Raw genomic sequence first — 18,648 nt, 5'->3', positions numbered from 1 at the left:
CAAGCAAGGCGTAAATGGCTTAGACTTTCTGTACTCCCCGCCAGCCACGAAAGAGCCATCATAGTGAATATACTCGTCGCCTTGCTACATCACATTGCTGCCTTTACCCTGGTCAGCACCCTGCTGGCAGAACTCGTACTGATACGCCAGCCGCTGACGCTGTCATCGGCCAGAAGCCTGCGCTTCATAGACAGTATCTATGGCATGAGCGCCATGCTCATCATCGCGCTGGGTGTGTTGCGCGTCATCTACTTTGAAAAGGGCCAGGATTACTATCTGCATAATCATGCCTTCATGCTCAAGATGACGGCCTTCATCGTGGTGGGTTTGCTGTCTATTTACCCGACTGTAGTATTCCTGCGCTGGGGCAAGACCATCAAGCTAAACCAGTTGCCAATTCTTCCTGAGACTCAAGCCAGGAGCATACAAACGATTTTGAAACTGGAATTAATCGGTATTGTCTTCATTTTGGCAGGTGCAGTTCTCATGGCCAAGGGTTACAGTATGTAAAACAGCATTGTTTTCTTCAAGGTTTCACACAAGAAAAGTTGTATAAATGGCTGACTTCTGGCAATCTTTCTACATTATCCAGTGCCGCCAACCTACTTGGCCGCACGTTTTTTCGGGACATTGCCATGTACGATGAAAACGACTTCACTGCCGTATCCAAATTCTTGAAACTGGGCATCAAGATCACGTTCAGAAATCCCATGGGGCAAAACCCCTCCTTCCAGTCGACTTTTCCTACGCCCAAGGGTGCCATCGTCACGCTAGATGAAAAAAGTCTGTATGACGTAGAACGCAAATTGCGCAGCTTGATAGGCAGTGATGCGCCCGTCAAGACCAAGCTGGCACCATTTACCTATCTGGGCACGAATTTCCGCGGTTTGCTGTATTGCACCAAAGGGTCCAATGAATATATCGTCCAGGAGACGCATGACCTCTTTGGCACAGAATCCAAGCGCATAGTGCGCACAGCAGAGCATTTCATACAATTGCTCACTTAAATCCCGTCCTAACGGGAATACATCGCCGGATACCCTGCACCTTCGTCAATTACCGACGATATGCTGGCATTCGCCGAATTTGAGGCGACAAGCGTCTGCACTTTCAGTATCTTGACTTCACGGAACACCAATACTGAAGTTTTTGATGAATGAAAGGATAGCTATGTCTTCCCATTTAGAAAATCAGCGTCACAGCAAGGGAAATTTGTTTTTTGGCCTGGCCCTGATCGTTGCCGGTAGTGTCTTTCTCTTGGACCATATGGGTCTGATCCATGCACTGGATTACTGGTTTTTGCTGCCAGCCATGATCGCCATCGGTGGCCTGGTGGACATTATCAGCCCCGACAAACCCGAGCATGTCGCCAAAGGCTGTTTCAGCCTGGTGTTCGCTCTGTGGCTGTATATATCGATAGAACAACTGTGGGGCTGGACCTTCCACAACAGTTGGCCCTTGTTGCTGATTGCCTTTGGTATCCGGCATTTGATAGGCGGCTTGCTGGCCAGCAGAAACACCCAGGAATAATTTTCCACTCTCTATAATTTTCGGATAAACATCATGAAAAACGATAACCCACAGAGCCGCATCCTGGTCGGTGCCCTGCTCCTGATTTTTGGTGCATTGGCTTTATTAGATAATCTCAATTTGTTCAATGCCCGCGAAATCTTCCATTTCTGGCCCATGGTCTTTATTTTTATCGGTGCCCTGAAGATCTCGAAAAGTGACACTACTGCCGGCTACGTCATAGGCTGCGGCTTTATTGGCCTCGGTGGTCTTTTGTTACTGCATCATATGGGCATCATTTACTTCCGTGTGCGTGACTGGTGGCCAGTTTTCCTTATTTTTGCTGGCTTGATGGTGATATTCAAGGGCAAAATCGGCGACCATGAAAAAATGATCAACAATGGCACGAATCAGGATGCTGTCTGCAATATCGTTGCCGTCATGAGCGGCAACAAGCTGCAAAACAGTTCTCAGGAATTTCGTGGAGGTGAAATCAATTGCATCATGGGTGGTGTTGAGCTGGACTTGCGCAATGCCTCCATGCAGTCAGAAGCGACTTTGAATGTATTTGCCATGTGGGGTGGCATAGTCTTGAAAGTGCCCAATGACTGGACCGTGGTATCGCATGGGTCCCCCATACTCGGTGGCTTTGACGACAAAACCGTCCCCCCTATGTTGAATGCAAAGAAACTGTATATCAAAGGCTATGCTGTGATGGGTGGCGTTGAGATTCTTAATTAACGCTGGATAAAACCGACCTGTATGCATCCAATTTTGTCAGATCGTCGCCGCTTCCTGGTCTATATCAGCACCTGGATGTTGATTGCAGTATTAATCGCCAGATTGCTGGTGGCGAATGATTTGGCAAACTGGACATATGCCTTATGGTTTTCAATGCCTATTGCCTTGTTTACCGGGTTCTTGACTTCTTCGGCTTATTTTGTTTGCCGTTCACTCCCCTTCAACCAGCGCAGTTTTAGTATAGCCACCCTGGTATTTTGCAGCGCGGCCATGATTTCCGGCATGAGCTGGCTGGGGCTTTGCCATGGCTGGAACAAGGTGCTGGTGGCTGTTACCGACGAGACTAGCGCAGTACACATCACCACCCATTTATCAGTACTGTTTTTCATCACCGGCTTTGCAATTTACCTGCTGGCCTTACTGGCATTTGACGTGTACATCGCCTTTGACAATATACGTGAGGCCGAAAGACGTGAAGCAGCATCGCGCCTGCTGGCCAGGGATGCTGAACTACAAGTCTTGCGTTCGCAAATCGATCCTCATTTCTTGTTCAACAGTCTCAATTCCATCAGCGCCCTGACTGCCATCGATGCCACCGCAGCACGCAGCATGACCATCGCTCTCGCCGATTTTTTCAGGCAAACCCTGGCAATCGCAGAGAAAGAAAAGATCAGCCTCAAAGAAGAATTGCGCCTCTGCGAGAATTTTCTGGCCGTGGAAAAAATTCGCTTTGGTGAAAAACTGGGCATAGAATTTGCGGTTACAACAGAGGCTGAAAATGCCTTGATCCCGCCTATGGTCTTGCAACCTCTTCTGGAGAATGCCATCAAGCATGGCATACGTAATCTACCCAAGGGTGGCGTGATCGTGGTAACGATATTCCAGCGAGACCGCTGGTTACATATAGCAGTAGAAAACCCGCTCAGCCCTGCCCCCGCAAGCAGCACAGGCAATGGCCTGGGCCTGAGTAATTTGCGCCAGCGTTTTTTCGCCTTGTATGGCGAACAGGCACGCGTCACCTGGCAGCAGACAGACGAAAAATTTATACTGGAAATGGCAATGCCTTTTGAACAGGACAACAATGAATCAGTCTATAAATAAGCGCTTGCAAGTCTTGATCGTCGATGATGAAGAACTGGCCCGCAGGCTCTCCATGGAATATCTGCGTTCACATGTTGACCTGGAAGTCATAGGCGAATGCGAAACTGGCCTCGAAGCCGTAGATGCCATCAGCAAACTCCATCCCGACCTGGTTTTGCTGGATATACAGATGCCACAATTGACTGGCCTGGAAGTGCTGGAAATGACAGGCAGGCGCAGCGGTGTCATCTTCACTACAGCCTATGATCAATATGCCCTGAAAGCCTTTGACTTGCACGCGGTGGATTATTTATTAAAACCTTTTTCCCAGCAACGCTTTGATGAAGCCATCAGCAAAGCTCGCAAATTATTGGCGCAGGAAACCTCATCGTCCACGCAAGCCCTGGAAACACTATTGACACAGCAAAGTGAAAAACTGCAACGCCTGTTGATACGTGACCGTGGTCAGGTCCATGTGGTGCCGCTGGAAAGCATAGACTATGTCGAAGCACAGGATGACTACATCCTCATTCATGCTGCCGGTAAATCGTATATGAAGACCCAGAGCCTGTCTGAGCTGGAAGCGCAACTGGATGCCAGCAAGTTCGTGCGTGTGCACCGCTCTTTCATGGTTCAGATTACTGCTGTGCAAGCCATGGAAAAAATCAGCAAAGATAGCCAGGTTGCCATCCTGAAGAATGGCATGCAAGTGCCGGTCAGCCGTGCTGGTAATGAGCGGATGCGGGCTTTGCTGAATTAGAATTTCGTAGGAGCGGCTTTAGCCGCGAAAATCTTGCCGTTTCGGTCAATTTGCAGCTAAAGCAGCTCCCACCGCAGCTCCCGCAAATGATGGGCTTGCGTTCCAATCTCAGGAATACATTCCTAATTGATCGCCTTCAGCACCAAAGCCAGTTCCGTCCTGGTTTCTTGCATCAGTGCATCGATATTATCCTGATCGATGTTCAATAGTTTGAAACTGGCTGGCACCGTGCTCCAGTCCAGTTCTGCGATGGTTTCATTGACGAAATGCGCATCCAGAAAATCTGCTACAGTCACAACATCAATCAGGCCAACCTTATGGGTAGGACCAGGCTGGTGGTTACGGTGGTCGAGTACGGCGACACGGATATCTTCGGAAATCTCCCAATCTTCCAGGATCGCGCTACCTATGCTGGCATGCCAGTGATCGATCAAGTCCCACAATACCTGCTGGGAGCTGAACAACTCTTGATAATGATTGGCCCGGTTCAAAATATAAAACTTGCCTATATCGTGCAACAAGCCCGCCAGCATGGCCTTGTCAGCACTCAGGCGCGTGTATTTCCTGGCAATCACCATAGCCAGCGCTGCTACCCGCAGGCTGCGTCGCCATAAGCCATCCATCTGCGCCGACAGGCTACCATTGTATTTGTTCTCTGCCAGTTGCTTCATGCCTACGGAAATGGCAATATTGCGTATCGCTGCAAATCCCAGCAAGCTGGTGGCTGCGCGCAGATCTCCTATTTTTCGTCCCTGGGGATTAAAGCTGACAGAATTACTCAAGTGCAGCACTTTGGCTGACAAAACAGGCTCAGTACCTATGATGCGCGCCACCATGTCGGTAGAAATGTCCGGATGGCTTAGCGCCTTCCTGATCTTCATGGTCGCCCCCAAAGAAGTAGGGAAAACCAGCTTCTTGGCAGACAATTCCGCAGTAAAAGCTTCCAGGAAAGCAAATTCGGTCGTTTTTTGGTCTGTCATGATAGCAATAAGAATGCCGACGATTTTTTATTGTACCTTGGCAAATCCTTTTTTGCAGACTTGGCAATGACTACTTACATGATTTATCAATTGTAGCAATGTAACAAGCTTGATATTCAACAATAGCTTGGGCCGGCCTAAGCTCCCTTTTAATCCCGCATTCATGCAGTTCGTCGCAATCCTGCTGTCATAAAAATGGCCAGAAGCTATCCTGTCTACATTGCAGCACACCACACAACAAAGAAAACCAGGGAAACCAAGATGAAATCTGCTCAAACCGACCAAATCCTGATCTTGCTGCGCCAAAGCGCACATGAATTTTATTATTTCTGCCGCAAAGCTTTTATCGCCATGATGGAATTGCCGCTGCCACACTTGCTGGCGATATGCCTGGCAATTGCGATTGCCTTGATGATATTGCCACTGGCACTGAGTATTTTCATTACTTTCATGATTTTCAAGCTCATCGTCATCTTGCTGGCTGTTAATTTGAAAAAGAACCAGAAGCAGGCAAGACAATTGCACGAAGAATCATAATTAAGTGAGGTACAAAGCCTCACTTATGCGGCAAAACAATAGCTGGCCAGAAACTACAGTGACGTAGCCGCCCTGGCCGCCTGCTCATACAAGCCAGACAAGACACGTAAAAAGCGCGCCAACTCGCTTAATTCAAAGCTTTCTGTACCATCACCTGTCAGTGCAGATACCAGTACCTGCTCACGGATTTCCGAATAACGCTGGCAAACATCCCTACCTGCTTCATTGGTCGAATACAAGATTTCCTTGCCACGTTTTTCTGTTTGCACGAGTTTCAAGGCCTGCAATTTTTTCAATGAATAATTGACGATATGGGTATCTTCTATATTCAAGATGAAGGCTATGTCGGCCAGTTTCTTTTCCCTGGCGCGATGATTGATATGGTGCAGCACCAGCACATCAGTGATGGTCATGTCTTTCATGCCCACCGCCGCCATGCATCTGACTGCCCAGCGGTTAAAGGCATTGCTGGCGATAATCATTCCAAACTCAAATTCACTCAATTCTGAACTCCTGCCCTCAGCCAGATGGGAAGAGGAGACGATGGGTACTCTAGGGGTAGCGCTGGATGCAGCAGGGCTCAGCCCAGTCTTTTTTTGAGGTTTTTTTGTGGACATATTGATTATTTATAATTTAAATTGAATGAAAGATGCACAAAGTGCTTTGTTTAATTTTATCTTCTTTGTTAAAAAAAACAGTCTTTTTGCACTGATTTATCAATAAAAAATCGATATTTTGATCAATGAAGCACGTTTATCCATCAACATCACCATCTACATCAACAACGCATATCATCAGTAGACAAGTCTGTCACAAACATCTTGCCTGGTGCATGCGAGATACAGAAAGGCAGTTTGCTGAGCTCAGCCACATATTGCGGCGTAACGCCGCAAGCCCAAAAGACCGGTAATTCGTCCTCTGCAATATCCACAGCATCGCCATAGTCCGGCAAAGCCAGATCCTGTATGCCTAGCGCCGCTGGATTGCCTATATGTACAGGTGCACCATGTACCTGCGGATAACGTGCCGACACCTCTACTGCCCTGGCAATATCCCGGCTTTTGACTGGACGCATGCTGACCACCATATTGCCGCAGAAACGTCCGGCAGGGACACAAGGCAGGGAAGTGCGATACATCGCCACATTTTTATTTTGCTGAATATGGCGCAAGGGTATACCAGCATCCTGCAAGGCCGCTTCAAAAGAAAAACTGCAACCCAATAAAAAACTGACCAGGCCATCCGGCCCGCTGGTATCCCAGATATCTCTGATATCGCCTACTTCTTTTTGCAATTGCCCATGTTCATAGATGCGGTAAGCGCCAAGGTCGGTGCGGATATCCGAGCCTGGTGCACATTGCGCTTCAAACAGGCCTGCTTCCAGCACTTCCACCAAAGGGCAAGGCTTGGGGTTGCGCTGGCAAAACAGTAAAAAATCAAAAGCGTATTCCCTGGGCACTATCATCAGATTGGCTTGCACATGACCATGGGCCAGTCCAGATGTCGGGCCTGTGAATTCTCCAGTACGGCACAGCTTGCGTAATTCTCTTGTGCTGATTGCCGAATAGTTTTTTAGCCTGTTGTCATCTGCTTGCATATCAGACTCCCAGGTAGGCTTTTTTGACATCTTCATTATTGAGCAACTCTTGCCCTGTGCCCTGCATGACGATGCGACCTGTCTGTATCACATAACCATGATGAGCAATCGCCAAAGCCTTGTGCAGGTTTTGCTCGACCAGCAATATCGACATACCCTGTTGATTGATCAGTTGTATGGTATCGAGCACCTTGGTGACGAATTTGGGTGCAATCCCCCAGGATGGCTCATCGAGCAAAAGCATCTTGGGCTTGGCCATCAGGCCACGTCCTATCGCCAGCATCTGCTGCTCACCGCCACTCATGGTACCTGCGAGTTGATAGCGCCTTTCCTTGAGGATGGGGAATAGGTTGTACATAGTATCTATGGACTCAGCTACTTCGTCATCATCGCGGCGTGTGTATGCCCCTAGCTGCAGATTTCTTTCTACTGTCAGACGGGCGAAGATGCGTCGCCCTTCCGGCACCAGCGACAAACCCAGGCCTACTCGTTTACAGGCCGGTATTTTTTCCAGTGGCTTGCCATCGAATACAATCTGACCCGCATCCGCCGCATTCAAACCTGCGATTGCCCGCAAGGTAGTGGACTTACCATTGCCATTACCACCGACCAGGGCAACAATCTTGCCTTTCTCTACATCGATATCGACCTTGGACAAGGCCAGCACACCGTCATAACTGACTCTCAGATTTCTTACTTGCAGCATCATTCATCTCCCAGATAAGCAGCGATCACTTTAGGGTCCTTGGATACTTGTTCAGGACTGCCTTCGGCAATCTTCTTGCCGTAATCAAGCACGACGATGGCGTCAGCAATCGGCATGATGCCTTCCAGCACGTGTTCAACGATGAGGCAGGAAATACCTTCTTCACGGATTTTCAAGACTACATCGACGGTCTCTCTTACCTCAGTCGGGTTCAGCCCAGCCATGACTTCATCCATCAACAACAGGCGTGGTTTGACTGCCAGTGCACGTGCCACCGCCAGGCGGCGCTGCTCACTGATAGTCATACTGCCTGCTGGCTTATCCTTGAATTGCCCCAGGTTGACAAAGCTCAGCAATTTCCCTGCACTCTGCCTGGCATCGGCGACATTCTTGTTGATCAAAAAAGCTCCTACCATGACATTTTCCAGCGCGGTCATGCTGGTGAAAGTACGTGCCACCTGGAAGGTACGGCCTATGCCAGCACGCGCACACTGCTCAGGGCTCATGCCGGATACCTTGATGTCATTCATCCAGATTTCACCGGTAGTCGGTGGCGCATAACCGGCGATGCAATTGAACATGGTGGTCTTGCCTGCACCGTTCGGGCCTATCAGGCCAACGATCTTGCCAGCGCCTACTTCAAATGAGACATCCTGGTTGGCGGTGATGCCGCCGAAGCGTTTGCTGACGCTTTCTACTCGCAACAAGCTCATGCTGCCTCCCTTTTTGCCTCTTGAACGTCCTGTTCTTTTTGTGCCTTGACTGCTTTTCTGCGCGCAAAAAATTGCTTGATCCACCCCAATACCCCTGTCGGGTAATACACGGCAATCACCACGATCAAGGCCGCATAAATAACCAGGTCAGTACCGCGACCAGAGCCACCAAACAGGGCACGCGTACCCTCCTCAATGAAGGTCAAGACACCTGCGCCTATGACTGGCCCTAGCAAAGTGCCTACCCCACCGAGGATAGATACCAATGCCATCTTGATCGACAAGCCAGTGTGCAGGACTGAGCCTGGGTCTATATACAATTCCTTTTGTGCATACAGGCTGCCGCCGATGGCGGTAAAGAAACTGCTGACGGCAAAAGCGATTTGCTTATAGCGGCTGAGGTTGATACCCAGGCTGCGTGCGGCATCTGGTTCATCCTTGATGGCACGGAAGTAGTAACCCAGATAGCTGTGTTCTATCCAGTAATTGACCGCCAGCGTCAGCAACAAAAGACCGAGGGCAATGTAGTAATACGGTGCCTTGTCAGTAAATATCATGCTGCCCCAGCCTTGCTGATCCATAGGCAGGGTCAGGCCAACAGCTGCACCGGCATATTCCCAGTTAGTGAAGATGATCTGGATGATTTCAGCCACCGCAATAGTCGCCATGCCAAAGTAATGCCCGTTGAGACGAAAGCATGACCAGCCTATGACCAGACTGACAGCTGCTGCCAGTATGCCGCCACAGATCATTGCCACCCAGGCGTTCAGGCCAAATTGCGTCAGCAACAATGTCGAGGTGTAAGCACCCAGGCCGTAAAAAGCGACATGCCCCAGTGAAACCTGGCCTGCATAACCACCTACGATATTCCAGGCCACGCCCAGTTGTGCTGCCATCAATATCAAGATCGCCAAGTTCTGATGCGAAGGGTCTTTAACCACCACAGGCACCAGCAATGCAGCAAGCAGACATAAAGCCAGCAGGATGTATTTGACCGAGGAATTACCATGTGAATCTGGTGCCAGCAATTCATGCGCCGAGATCACGGTTTTGTCTTGTATGTTCATTTTTGTACCTTCTCTTCTACGCTATTGCTTACCCATCAGTCCTTGCGGACGGAACATCAACACCGCCAGGAACACGCCAAGCACCAAGGCTAATTTGTATTGCGGCCCTATCAGAAAACCACCCATGACTTCGATAACACCGACGATGATCCCGGCAAACAAGGCGCCAATCACGCTACCAAATCCACCCAAATTCACCACGACAAAAGCAATCAGGATAAAGTTCGCCCCCACTTCCGGGAAGATAGGAAAAAAGGTTGACAGCAAGGCGCCTGCCACACCAGCACAGGCCGCGCCTATCCCCCAGGCCATGGCAAACATTTTTTGTGAATCTATGCCCATCAGTTGCGCCGCTTCCTTGTCTGCCGCAGTCGCTTCCAGTGCTGCCCCGGCACGCGTCTTGGTGAGGAAAAGGTAAATTCCCATAGTCACCAGGATGGCACCAACACCCGCTGTCACTTGCGGCATGCCCACCTGTATGCCGAATATCTGAACAGCTCCGGATACGATGGAATGATCCACCGTCCTGAAATCTGGTTTCCAGAAAAACTGGGCCAGACCGCGGAACAACATCATCAAACCGAAGGTGGTAAAAATCTGCGACAGCATGGGTGCATTGGTGATCTTCTTGATGATGAGCTTGTACAACATCGTGCCCAGCGCAAACAAGAACAGTGCCGTTAAAGGCAGGGTAAATATGGGGTCCAATGCAAACAGCGAATACATCCAGAAACTGGAATACATGCCGAACATCAGAAACTCACCATGGGAAAAGTTGACGACATCCATGACGCCAAAGATCAGCGTCAAACCTATCGCCACCAGCGCATAGATCAAACCGATCAAGATCCCTGACGCCAGGGTTTGAATAATAATTTCAAGGGACATTTTCTCCTCGCACTTCCTATATGTATATCCGACCTCAGGTATCGCCAGATATTTTTTTCTGAGTTTCTAACTTGCCCGACCAAAGACCGGGCAAGCGTGCTTCATGTTTTTTCGAATTTATTACTTGCGTTGATCCCACTTGGGCATAGGCCAAACCACATCTTTAGTCGCCAGGTCAAAAGGCCATACCGTGTTGTATTTACCATCAATGATCTGCACCAGGATGCCGGAACCAAGCACGTTTTGACCATGCTCATCAAATTTCACACCCTTCCATGGCATGATGAGTTTATTGGCGGGGATATTGGTTTCAGTCAGTGCTTTGCGGATGGCTTCTGGCTCGGTAGAACCGGCGCGGTTGATCGCATCAACCAGGGTCATCAAGCCAGTAAAGGTGCGCGAAGAATTGCCAGTAAAGTCAGCCTTGTATTTGCTGTTATACAAATCATTGACTTGCTTGATCAGCGGGTTATTTTTTGCCAGGTCTGGCGACCAGACTTCGCGGGTGATGACGTAGTCAGCGTCCTTGCCCAGGGTGCGGCGGAATTCTGTGTCGGTAAATCCTGCATTGTTCGCCAGAATCATCTCAGGTGAAAAGCCCAGTTCCTTATAGGTTTTCATGGACATGATGGCGTCACCCAGGTAGGAAGACTGCATGACGACTTGCGGGCTGGCTGATTTCAATTGCTGCACTTCAGAAGTCAGTTGCGTGCTCTTGGCTGGATAGACGATGGTCTTTACCAGGTTATAGCCCTTCTCTGCCGCCAGCTTGGTTTCAAGCTTGGTGGTTTCATTACCCCACAAGGTATTTTCATTGAAGGTAGCCAGTTGTTTGACCTTGATACCTTTCTTGGCTTCCAGCTCTTTGAAAAAATCAAAGAAATTATGAACAAATAAATCATCATGCGCCGTAGTGCGGAAGAACCATTTGAAGCCGCGCTGTGTCAGGGTAGAAGACGATGATTCAGGATTCACATAGGGGATTTTGTATTTTTCTGCCACCTGGCTGGAAGTCGCCGTCACATTACTGAAATAGGCGCCAACGATGGCAACTACTTTTTCCTGGGTAATCAGTCTTTCAGTTTCTGTCGCGCCGATTTGTGGATTACCCTGATGGTCGGCAAACACCAGTTTGATTTTTGCGCCTTTCAGATTAGGCAAGCCGCCGCCCGCAGAAAATGGCAGATTAGGTACACTCTTGGCACCGTTGTTGACGATGTCGGCGGCTAGTTCCAGCGCGTTTTTCATTTCACCGCCAGATGATGCAGCAGCGCCGGACAAGGGATAAATCACTCCTATCTTGATTTCTTGCTGCGCATAGGCAGAGTAGCAAAAACTCAGGCCCAGGCTGGCGAGCAAGCCAGCGCGGGCAATTTTTTTGATGGTATTTGTAAACATTATTAAACGCTCCAATTTAATTAAATGTCAGCCCTCTCTTATAACTTTGATGAGAGCCAGTTCCTGATTTCCTGGTTTGCTACTTCTGCCCTTGCCTGATTTTTTTTGCAATTGCCAGCCAAGGATTTACTTCATCGACCTTTCAGTCGTGTATTTCAATAAAATTGCTACCTCTTCATTGCTTGCCGTTTTCAGCCACTCCCTGACAAACTGTTCACCCAGTCTGTCGAGGTTATTTCTTAATAATGCATCTACCCGGTCTATCTTGATCTTGTTATTACGTAGCTGGTTTTCAAAACCTGCATCACTATCACGACTCATAGCCCAACCGCGTTTTTCTGCTGACTCTGCCGCATCCATCATCTTCTTTTGCGTCCCGGCATCCAGCCTGGAAAACACTTTCTGGCTAATGAAGACGATATTTTTTGGTATCCATGCATGGGCCTGGTAGTAGTACACCATCCTGCTCCACGCCTTGGTTTCCACCCCGGTCCAGCTTGAGGTAATCATTACGTCCAGCTTGTCGCTGGCAATTGCCTTTTCCAGGTCTATCACTTGTACTGGTACTGCGGTCGCCATCGCCAATTCAGCGATACGTTCACTGGCCGGGTTATAACTGCGCATGCGCATGCCCTTGAAATCTGCCAATGAACTCAAGGGCTTTTTCGAATACAAATTCTGCGGTGGCCAAGGCACGGAATACAGCAATTTCAAACCACGCTTGGCCAACGCCTTCTCTACTTCTGTTCTCGATGCCTGCCAGAGATGATGCGCATCTTCATAACCCCTGACTGTGAATGGCAATGAATCCAGGCCAAACACCGGTATTTCTTTCGCCAGGCTGGACATGATGACTTCACCCGCCTCTGCTTTTTCATTTACCACGCCAGAAAATATCTCTGCCGGTTTTAACAAGCTGCCAGCAGCAAACACTGTCATCTTCACCTGGCCATTTGTGGCACTTGCGACTTCCTTGGCGAACTGCTGCAAATTCATGGTCTGAAAATTATCTGCTGCATAGGCCGTGGCAATACGTATATCCATAGTCTCTGCATATACATTCACTGTAAATGCCATCGCCAACATGCAAAAAACAACAAATCGTCTACAAATATAATCAAATAAGTAAGCAGATAAGTGAGTAGATAAGCAGGAGAAACTTGGCTTGCCTTGAATTGAATCCAACATTATTTACCCTTTCAACACATCACATCGTAAACGTTTTATCGATAAAACGTCAATAAAATATCTTACATTTAATCTGATTAACTACTACAATAACATCAAAGGAAAAATCTACAAGATGTTTATAAAAATTTTTTCCTTATAGTAGATATAGATAAAAAAACCGCACCACGCTGTAGCGGCGATGCACAAGAACAGTGAACTTTTTTGCTTTTTAAATATTGGATATCCATTGCACCTGAACATTCCGGGCGTAAGCTGTAAACAAATTACTGTCTGATTTTTGACACAAAATTTGCAGCCCGAAATAAAAATGGCTCCAGACCGGGACAAGACTTTGCCGCTAAACGGCAACATCTCTTTATGAAAGGTGGTTGCAAAATGAATAAACAGAAACAGGCACACAATGACTTCGTTGAAGATCAACGCTGGCAATTCTGGATAGATAGAGGTGGTACGTTTACTGATATCGTGGCGCGCCGCCCGGATGGCAAATTACTGACCCATAAACTGCTGTCAGAAAATCCTGAGCAATATAAAGATGCTGCCGTAGCAGGCATACAAGGCTTGCTGGGTTTGAGCGCCGACCAGAATATCTCGCCTGAGCTGGTGTCAGCCGTCAAGATGGGCACCACCGTCGCCACCAATGCCCTGCTGGAACGCAAGGGCGACCCGACTGCGCTGATTATCACCAAAGGTTTTCGTGATGCCTTGCGCATCGCTTATCAAAACCGCCCTCGCCTGTTTGACCGCCATATCATCCTGCCAGAACTCTTGTATGAAAAAGTCGTGGAAGTTGATGAACGCATAGATGCACATGGCAAAGTCTTGCAAGCCCTGGATGAAGCTGCGGTCAAAAATGAATTGGCTACCCTCTATAAAGATGGCTACCGCGCATTAGCGATAGTGCTCATGCATGGCTATCGACATACCCAGCATGAAGGCATCATAGGCAAACTGGCTGCTGAAGCAGGCTTCACGCAAATCTCGATTTCCCACCAGGTCAGCCCGATGATGAAGCTGATCTCGCGCGGCGACACCACGGTAGTAGATGCTTATCTGTCTCCTATCCTGCGCCGTTATGTTGACCAGGTTGCCAGCAAGATGGATGGCGTGCGCCTGTTCTTCATGCAAAGCAATGGCGGCCTGACAGATGCACATCGCTTCCAGGGCAAGGACTCCATCTTGTCAGGCCCGGCAGGTGGCATAGTCGGCATGGTGCGCACTGCCCAGACTGCGGGATTTGACAAGATCATCGGCTTTGACATGGGTGGTACATCGACTGACGTGTCCCATTACGCCGGTGAGTTTGAGCGCGAATTTGAAACCCAGGTCGCCGGTGTCAGGATGCGGGCGCCGATGATGAGCATACATACTGTTGCTGCTGGCGGCGGTTCCATCCTGCATTTTGACGGTACCCGCTATCGCGTAGGCCCTGACAGTGCAGGTGCCAATCCTGGCCCCACCAGTTACAGGCGCGGTGGGCAGTTGGCGGTGACTGATTGCAATGTCATGCTGGGTAAAATCCAGCCCAGCTATTTCCCTAAAGTGTTTGGTCCCAAAGCTGATATGTCGCTGGACCGTGATGCTGTCGTTGAGAAATTCACAGCCATGGCTGCAGAGATAGAAAAAGCCACAGGCATACGCAAGTCCCCTGAAGAAGTGGCAGAAGGCTTTATTGAAATTGCCGTCGGCAATATGGCCAATGCGATCAAATTTATCTCGGTACAGCGTGGCCATGATGTGACTGACTATACCCTGACTACCTTTGGCGGCGCAGGCGGCCAGCATGCCTGCCTGGTGGCCGATGCTTTGGGCATGACCAAAGTATTTGCCCACCCATTCTCAGGTGTATTGTCTGCTTACGGCATGGGCCTGGCAGACCAGACTGCCATGCGCGAACTGGCAATGGAGCTGCCACTCGCGCCCACCTCCATACCTACATTGGAAAAAGAACTGGCACGCTTGTCCGACGCCGCCAGCAATGATTTGCTGAGCCAGGGTGTCACACCAGAAAACCTCAGCGTCAAGCAACGTGTGCACTTGCGCTATGAAGGGACGGATTCTGTCATCGTCGTGGCCATGCAGGATATTGCCAGCATGATTCATCAATTTGAATCTGCCTACAAAAAACGCTACTCCTTCCTCATGACTGCCAAGCAGCTCGTCATAGAAGCGATTTCTGTCGAAGCCATAGGTAATTCCGGCGAAGGCAATGAAAGTGTAGAGCATTTGCCTCCACGGGAGAATGCGCAGCCCTTGAAGCCCGTGGAAATCGTCCAGTTATTCTCTGGCGGGCAATGGCATGACACAAGCTTGTATGACCGCGATGATATGCGCCCCGGCGACAAGATCAAGGGGCCAGCCATCATCGCAGAAAAAAATGCCACCAACATCATAGAACCAGGCTGGGGCGCGGAAGTGACAGCACTAGACCACCTGGTATTCACTCGTCTGGAAGCTCGCCCCAAGCGCCAGGCCATAGGTACCAAGGCTGACCCGGTCATGCTGGAAGTGTTCAACAACCTGTTCATGAGCATCGCCGAGCAAATGGGCTTGCGTCTGCAAAATACTGCCTTCTCGGTCAATATCAAGGAGCGCCTGGATTTCTCATGCGCCCTGTTTGATGCAGAAGGTAATCTGATCGCGAATGCACCGCATATCCCTGTGCATCTGGGCTCCATGGGTGACAGTATCAAGACCATCATCCGCGCCAATGCAGGCAGCATGCAGCCGGGTGATGTGTATATGCTCAATGACCCCTACAATGGTGGCACCCACCTGCCTGACGTCACAGTCATCACACCTGCCTTCAATGCGGAAGGTACCGAGGTCTTGTTCTACGTAGGTTCACGCGGTCACCATGCTGACATAGGCGGCATCACACCTGGTTCCATGCCAGCAGACAGCACAGTGGTCGAAGAAGAAGGTGTGTTGATCAATAATTTCAAGCTGGTCAGTGCTGGCAAGTTCCTGGAAAAAGAAACCATAGCCCTGCTCTCTTCCGGCAAATACCCTTGCCGCAATATCCATCAAAACCTGGCTGACTTCCAGGCACAAATTGCTGCCAATCAGAAAGGTGTCGATGAATTACTCAAGATGGTGCAGCACTACGGCCTGGATGTCGTGCAAGCCTATATGGGCCATGTGCAAGACAATGCCGAAGAAGCCGTCAGACGTGTCATCACGGCATTGCAGGACAGCCATTATGAATACAAGCTCGACAATGGTGCCATCATCAAAGTGGCCATTCGTGTTGATCATGCATCACGTTCTGCAGAAGTGGATTTCACTGGGACCTCACCGCAACTGAACAATAACTTCAATGCGCCGAGTGCGATATGCATGGCTGCCGTATTGTATGTATTCAGGACCTTGATCGATGATGACATCCCGCTCAATGCCGGTTGTTTGAAACCGCTGAAAGTGATTATCCCTGAAGGCTCGATGCTTAATCCGCGCTATCCGGCTGCTGTAGTGTCCGGCAATGTGGAAACCTCAAGTTGCATCACCAATGCTTTGTATGGTGCACTGGGCGTGGTGGCATCTTCACCTGGCACCATGAATAACTTTACCTTTGGTAATGATGATTATCAATACTATGAAACCATCTCTGGCGGCTCTGGTGCGGGTGAAGGTTTCCATGGTACGGATGTAGTGCAAACCCACATGACCAATTCACGCCTGACTGATCCCGAGATACTGGAATGGCGTTACCCCGTCAGGCTGGAGAGCTATGAGATCAAGCCAGATTCAGGCGGTGCAGGTCGCTGGCATGGCGGCAATGGTGGCGTGCGCAAGATACGTTTCCTGGAAAACATGACGGCTTCAATACTCTCGAATAATCGTGTGTTTGCCCCCTTTGGTGCAGCAGGTGGCGCCTCTGGTGCCTGCGGTAAAAACTACGTCATCAGAAATGATGGCAAGACCGAGGAACTGGGTTTTGTCGCCAGCACCGACATGCAGCCTGGCGATATCTTCGTTATTGAAACGCCGGGTGGTGGTGGCTACGGAAAAGCATAAACACTCGTTGCATATTTGAAGCTTGTAGCACAGGCTGGGTGAAGAGCTATCACCCAGCCTTTTATTTTGTGACAAACAGTCGCGAAAATTCCGCAAACCCAAGAGAACTAATATTTCCCCAACTCAATTTCAACTTTTTAACAACGTTAACATGATTTTTTATCGATGAATTATTAATAAATTATATGTAAACCAATGATTTTTCATCGATAATAAATTGCCGACTGCAATCGCAGGAAATCCGGTTGGTAATCGCGGCCAAGGATCACATTGCTGATCCAGCACACACCATGCAAAGGCGATTTTTTAGTGCGCATCATTTCCTTATCTATTTTTGAGAGTATCAAATGAAAAAGACTTTCCTTGCCTTAAGCATGATGGGTGCTATTGGCTTTATGAGCACTTTCGCCGGTTCTGCTGCGGCACAATCCACCGTCACTATTTACGGCATTGCTGACACTGGCATCGCCATAGAAAAAGGTGGCAGCGCTGGCTCTGTCAACAAACTGACCAGCGGCATAGGCTCAGGCTCACGCCTGGGCTTCAAGGGCACAGAAGATCTGGGCGGCGGCCTGTCTGCCTTCTTCCTGCTGGAGAGCGGCATCAATATCGATGCCGGCTCATCAGGCCAGGGTGGCTTGATGTTTGGACGCCAGGCTTATGTTGGCGTCAAGGGTGATTTTGGTACCTTGACTGCTGGTCGCCAATACACGCCAGAATACCTGACCCTGGCCTTTGCGGATCCTTTTGGCACAGGCTTTGCGGGTGATGCTGCCAATATCATGCCCAACTCTGGCACAGGTGCCAGCCGCATGGACAATACTTTGAAATATGCAACGCCTTCTTTTGATGGTTTTACGGGTGAGCTGGCATATGGCTTTGGTGAGACTGCCGGCGACAACTCTGCGGGTCGTCAAATTGGTGCTGCGATTGGCTACACCTCCGGCCCATTTGCAGTACGTCTTGGTTACCACAACCGTAACAATGACACGGCAACACTGAAAAATACTGACGATGGCAAAACCACCTTGCTGGCGGCGACATATGATTTTGGTGTAGCCAAAGCCCATCTGGCTTATGGCATCAACAAGGGGCTGAACAGTTCACCATTGCGCAATACCGCTAACCCTTATGGCAGCCTGATCGCGCCAACTGCATCGACAGATTCCACAGACTTTTTGCTGGGTGTGACTGTGCCTTTTGGCAGCAACAAGATACTGGCATCCTATATCCGCAAAGACGACAAGACCGCAAAGAACCAGGATACCAGCCAACTGGCAGTGGCTTATGTGTATTCCTTATCCAAACGCACTGACCTGTATGCAGCCTATGCCAGGATAGATAACAAAAATGGCGCTGGCTACACAGTAGGCAGCGCCATTGAGGCGGGTTCTGGTGACAGTGCACTGCACCTGGGTATACGCCACAGCTTTTAAGTAAAACCTGCAGTGTAGTTTTACGCCG

18 protein-coding genes are annotated in these 18,648 nt (G+C 49.3%); 9 read left to right on the top strand and 9 right to left on the bottom strand.

The annotated features are described in order from the left end of the window. Positions 1 to 63: 63 nt before the first annotated feature. The 6 genes from ACO0LC_RS02515 to ACO0LC_RS02490 all read left to right on the top strand — a co-directional run bounded on the left by ACO0LC_RS02515 (position 64) and on the right by ACO0LC_RS02490 (position 4,090). The gene (locus ACO0LC_RS02515; RefSeq protein ID WP_423000303.1) at positions 64 to 510 is read left to right on the top strand and encodes a DUF2214 family protein; all 447 of its coding nucleotides are present in this window, start codon (positions 64 to 66) and stop codon (positions 508 to 510) included. A 125-nt stretch (positions 511 to 635) separates the two neighbouring features. Continuing rightward, the gene (locus ACO0LC_RS02510; RefSeq protein WP_423000301.1) at positions 636 to 1,007 is read left to right on the top strand and encodes a hypothetical protein; all 372 of its coding nucleotides are present in this window, start codon (positions 636 to 638) and stop codon (positions 1,005 to 1,007) included. 163 nt (positions 1,008 to 1,170) lie between these two features. Beyond that, complete coding sequence (locus tag ACO0LC_RS02505) at positions 1,171 to 1,530, top strand: LiaF transmembrane domain-containing protein (RefSeq protein WP_423000299.1); 360 nt, start codon at positions 1,171 to 1,173, stop codon at positions 1,528 to 1,530. A 33-nt stretch (positions 1,531 to 1,563) separates the two neighbouring features. After that, a complete protein-coding gene (locus ACO0LC_RS02500) occupies positions 1,564 to 2,250 on the top strand; it encodes a LiaI-LiaF-like domain-containing protein (protein WP_423000297.1) in 687 nt (228 codons plus the stop codon). A gap of 21 nt (positions 2,251 to 2,271) precedes the next feature. Next, positions 2,272 to 3,351, top strand: a complete 1,080-nt coding sequence (locus ACO0LC_RS02495) for a sensor histidine kinase (RefSeq protein ID WP_423000295.1) — start codon at positions 2,272 to 2,274, stop codon at positions 3,349 to 3,351. Next, positions 3,332 to 4,090 (top strand): LytR/AlgR family response regulator transcription factor, encoded by a 759-nt coding sequence (locus ACO0LC_RS02490; protein WP_423000293.1) that lies wholly within the window; start codon positions 3,332 to 3,334, stop codon positions 4,088 to 4,090. Before ACO0LC_RS02495 ends, ACO0LC_RS02490 begins: the two co-directional genes overlap by 20 nt. A 122-nt stretch (positions 4,091 to 4,212) precedes the next feature. Here the strand turns inward: ACO0LC_RS02490 and ACO0LC_RS02485 are convergent, their stop codons facing one another. Then, complete coding sequence (locus ACO0LC_RS02485; RefSeq protein WP_423000291.1) at positions 4,213 to 5,070, bottom strand: HDOD domain-containing protein; 858 nt, start codon at positions 5,068 to 5,070, stop codon at positions 4,213 to 4,215. Positions 5,071 to 5,331: 261 nt separating this feature from the next. Between ACO0LC_RS02485 and ACO0LC_RS02480 the strand changes: the two genes are divergently transcribed. After that, complete coding sequence (locus tag ACO0LC_RS02480) at positions 5,332 to 5,607, top strand: hypothetical protein (protein WP_423000289.1); 276 nt, start codon at positions 5,332 to 5,334, stop codon at positions 5,605 to 5,607. A 53-nt stretch (positions 5,608 to 5,660) separates the two neighbouring features. Here ACO0LC_RS02480 and ACO0LC_RS02475 read toward each other — a convergent pair whose 3' ends face one another. The 8 genes from ACO0LC_RS02475 to ACO0LC_RS02440 form a co-directional block, all read right to left on the bottom strand. Then, positions 5,661 to 6,224: a winged helix DNA-binding protein gene (locus ACO0LC_RS02475; protein WP_423000287.1), complete on the bottom strand. Its 564-nt coding sequence runs from the start codon at positions 6,222 to 6,224 to the stop codon at positions 5,661 to 5,663. 161 nt (positions 6,225 to 6,385) lie between these two features. Beyond that, positions 6,386 to 7,204 carry a putative hydro-lyase gene (locus ACO0LC_RS02470; RefSeq protein WP_423000285.1) on the bottom strand — a complete coding sequence of 273 codons (819 nt, stop codon included), beginning with the start codon at positions 7,202 to 7,204 and terminating at the stop codon, positions 6,386 to 6,388. A 1-nt stretch (position 7,205) separates the two neighbouring features. Beyond that, positions 7,206 to 7,910: an ABC transporter ATP-binding protein gene (locus ACO0LC_RS02465; RefSeq protein WP_423000283.1), complete on the bottom strand. Its 705-nt coding sequence runs from the start codon at positions 7,908 to 7,910 to the stop codon at positions 7,206 to 7,208. Continuing rightward, positions 7,910 to 8,623, bottom strand: a complete 714-nt coding sequence (locus ACO0LC_RS02460) for an ABC transporter ATP-binding protein (protein ID WP_423000281.1) — start codon at positions 8,621 to 8,623, stop codon at positions 7,910 to 7,912. The genes ACO0LC_RS02465 and ACO0LC_RS02460 overlap by 1 nt, the downstream gene beginning before the upstream one ends. Continuing rightward, positions 8,620 to 9,690: a branched-chain amino acid ABC transporter permease gene (locus ACO0LC_RS02455; RefSeq protein ID WP_423000279.1), complete on the bottom strand. Its 1,071-nt coding sequence runs from the start codon at positions 9,688 to 9,690 to the stop codon at positions 8,620 to 8,622. Before ACO0LC_RS02455 ends, ACO0LC_RS02460 begins: the two co-directional genes overlap by 4 nt. A gap of 21 nt (positions 9,691 to 9,711) precedes the next feature. Further along, on the bottom strand, positions 9,712 to 10,578 hold the full coding sequence (locus ACO0LC_RS02450) for a branched-chain amino acid ABC transporter permease (protein ID WP_423000277.1): 867 nt from the start codon (positions 10,576 to 10,578) through the stop codon (positions 9,712 to 9,714). A 120-nt stretch (positions 10,579 to 10,698) separates the two neighbouring features. Next, positions 10,699 to 11,976, bottom strand: coding sequence for an ABC transporter substrate-binding protein (locus ACO0LC_RS02445; RefSeq protein ID WP_423000275.1), 1,278 nt, complete (start codon positions 11,974 to 11,976; stop codon positions 10,699 to 10,701). Between the two features lie 126 nt (positions 11,977 to 12,102). After that, positions 12,103 to 13,020, bottom strand: coding sequence for a TRAP transporter substrate-binding protein (locus tag ACO0LC_RS02440; protein ID WP_423000273.1), 918 nt, complete (start codon positions 13,018 to 13,020; stop codon positions 12,103 to 12,105). 522 nt (positions 13,021 to 13,542) lie between these two features. On the opposite strand from ACO0LC_RS02440, the gene ACO0LC_RS02435 reads away from it, so the two are divergent. Both ACO0LC_RS02435 and ACO0LC_RS02430 read left to right on the top strand, forming a co-directional pair. Next, on the top strand, positions 13,543 to 17,184 hold the full coding sequence (locus ACO0LC_RS02435; protein ID WP_423000271.1) for a hydantoinase B/oxoprolinase family protein: 3,642 nt from the start codon (positions 13,543 to 13,545) through the stop codon (positions 17,182 to 17,184). 347 nt (positions 17,185 to 17,531) lie between these two features. Then, on the top strand, positions 17,532 to 18,620 hold the full coding sequence (locus tag ACO0LC_RS02430) for a porin (protein WP_423000269.1): 1,089 nt from the start codon (positions 17,532 to 17,534) through the stop codon (positions 18,618 to 18,620). Positions 18,621 to 18,648 lie beyond the last annotated feature (28 nt).

The organism is Undibacterium sp. JH2W (assembly GCF_049340425.1).
Classification (GTDB): Bacteria; Pseudomonadota; Gammaproteobacteria; order Burkholderiales; family Burkholderiaceae_D; genus Undibacterium.
This window is presented reverse-complemented; position numbering and strand designations above follow the sequence as displayed.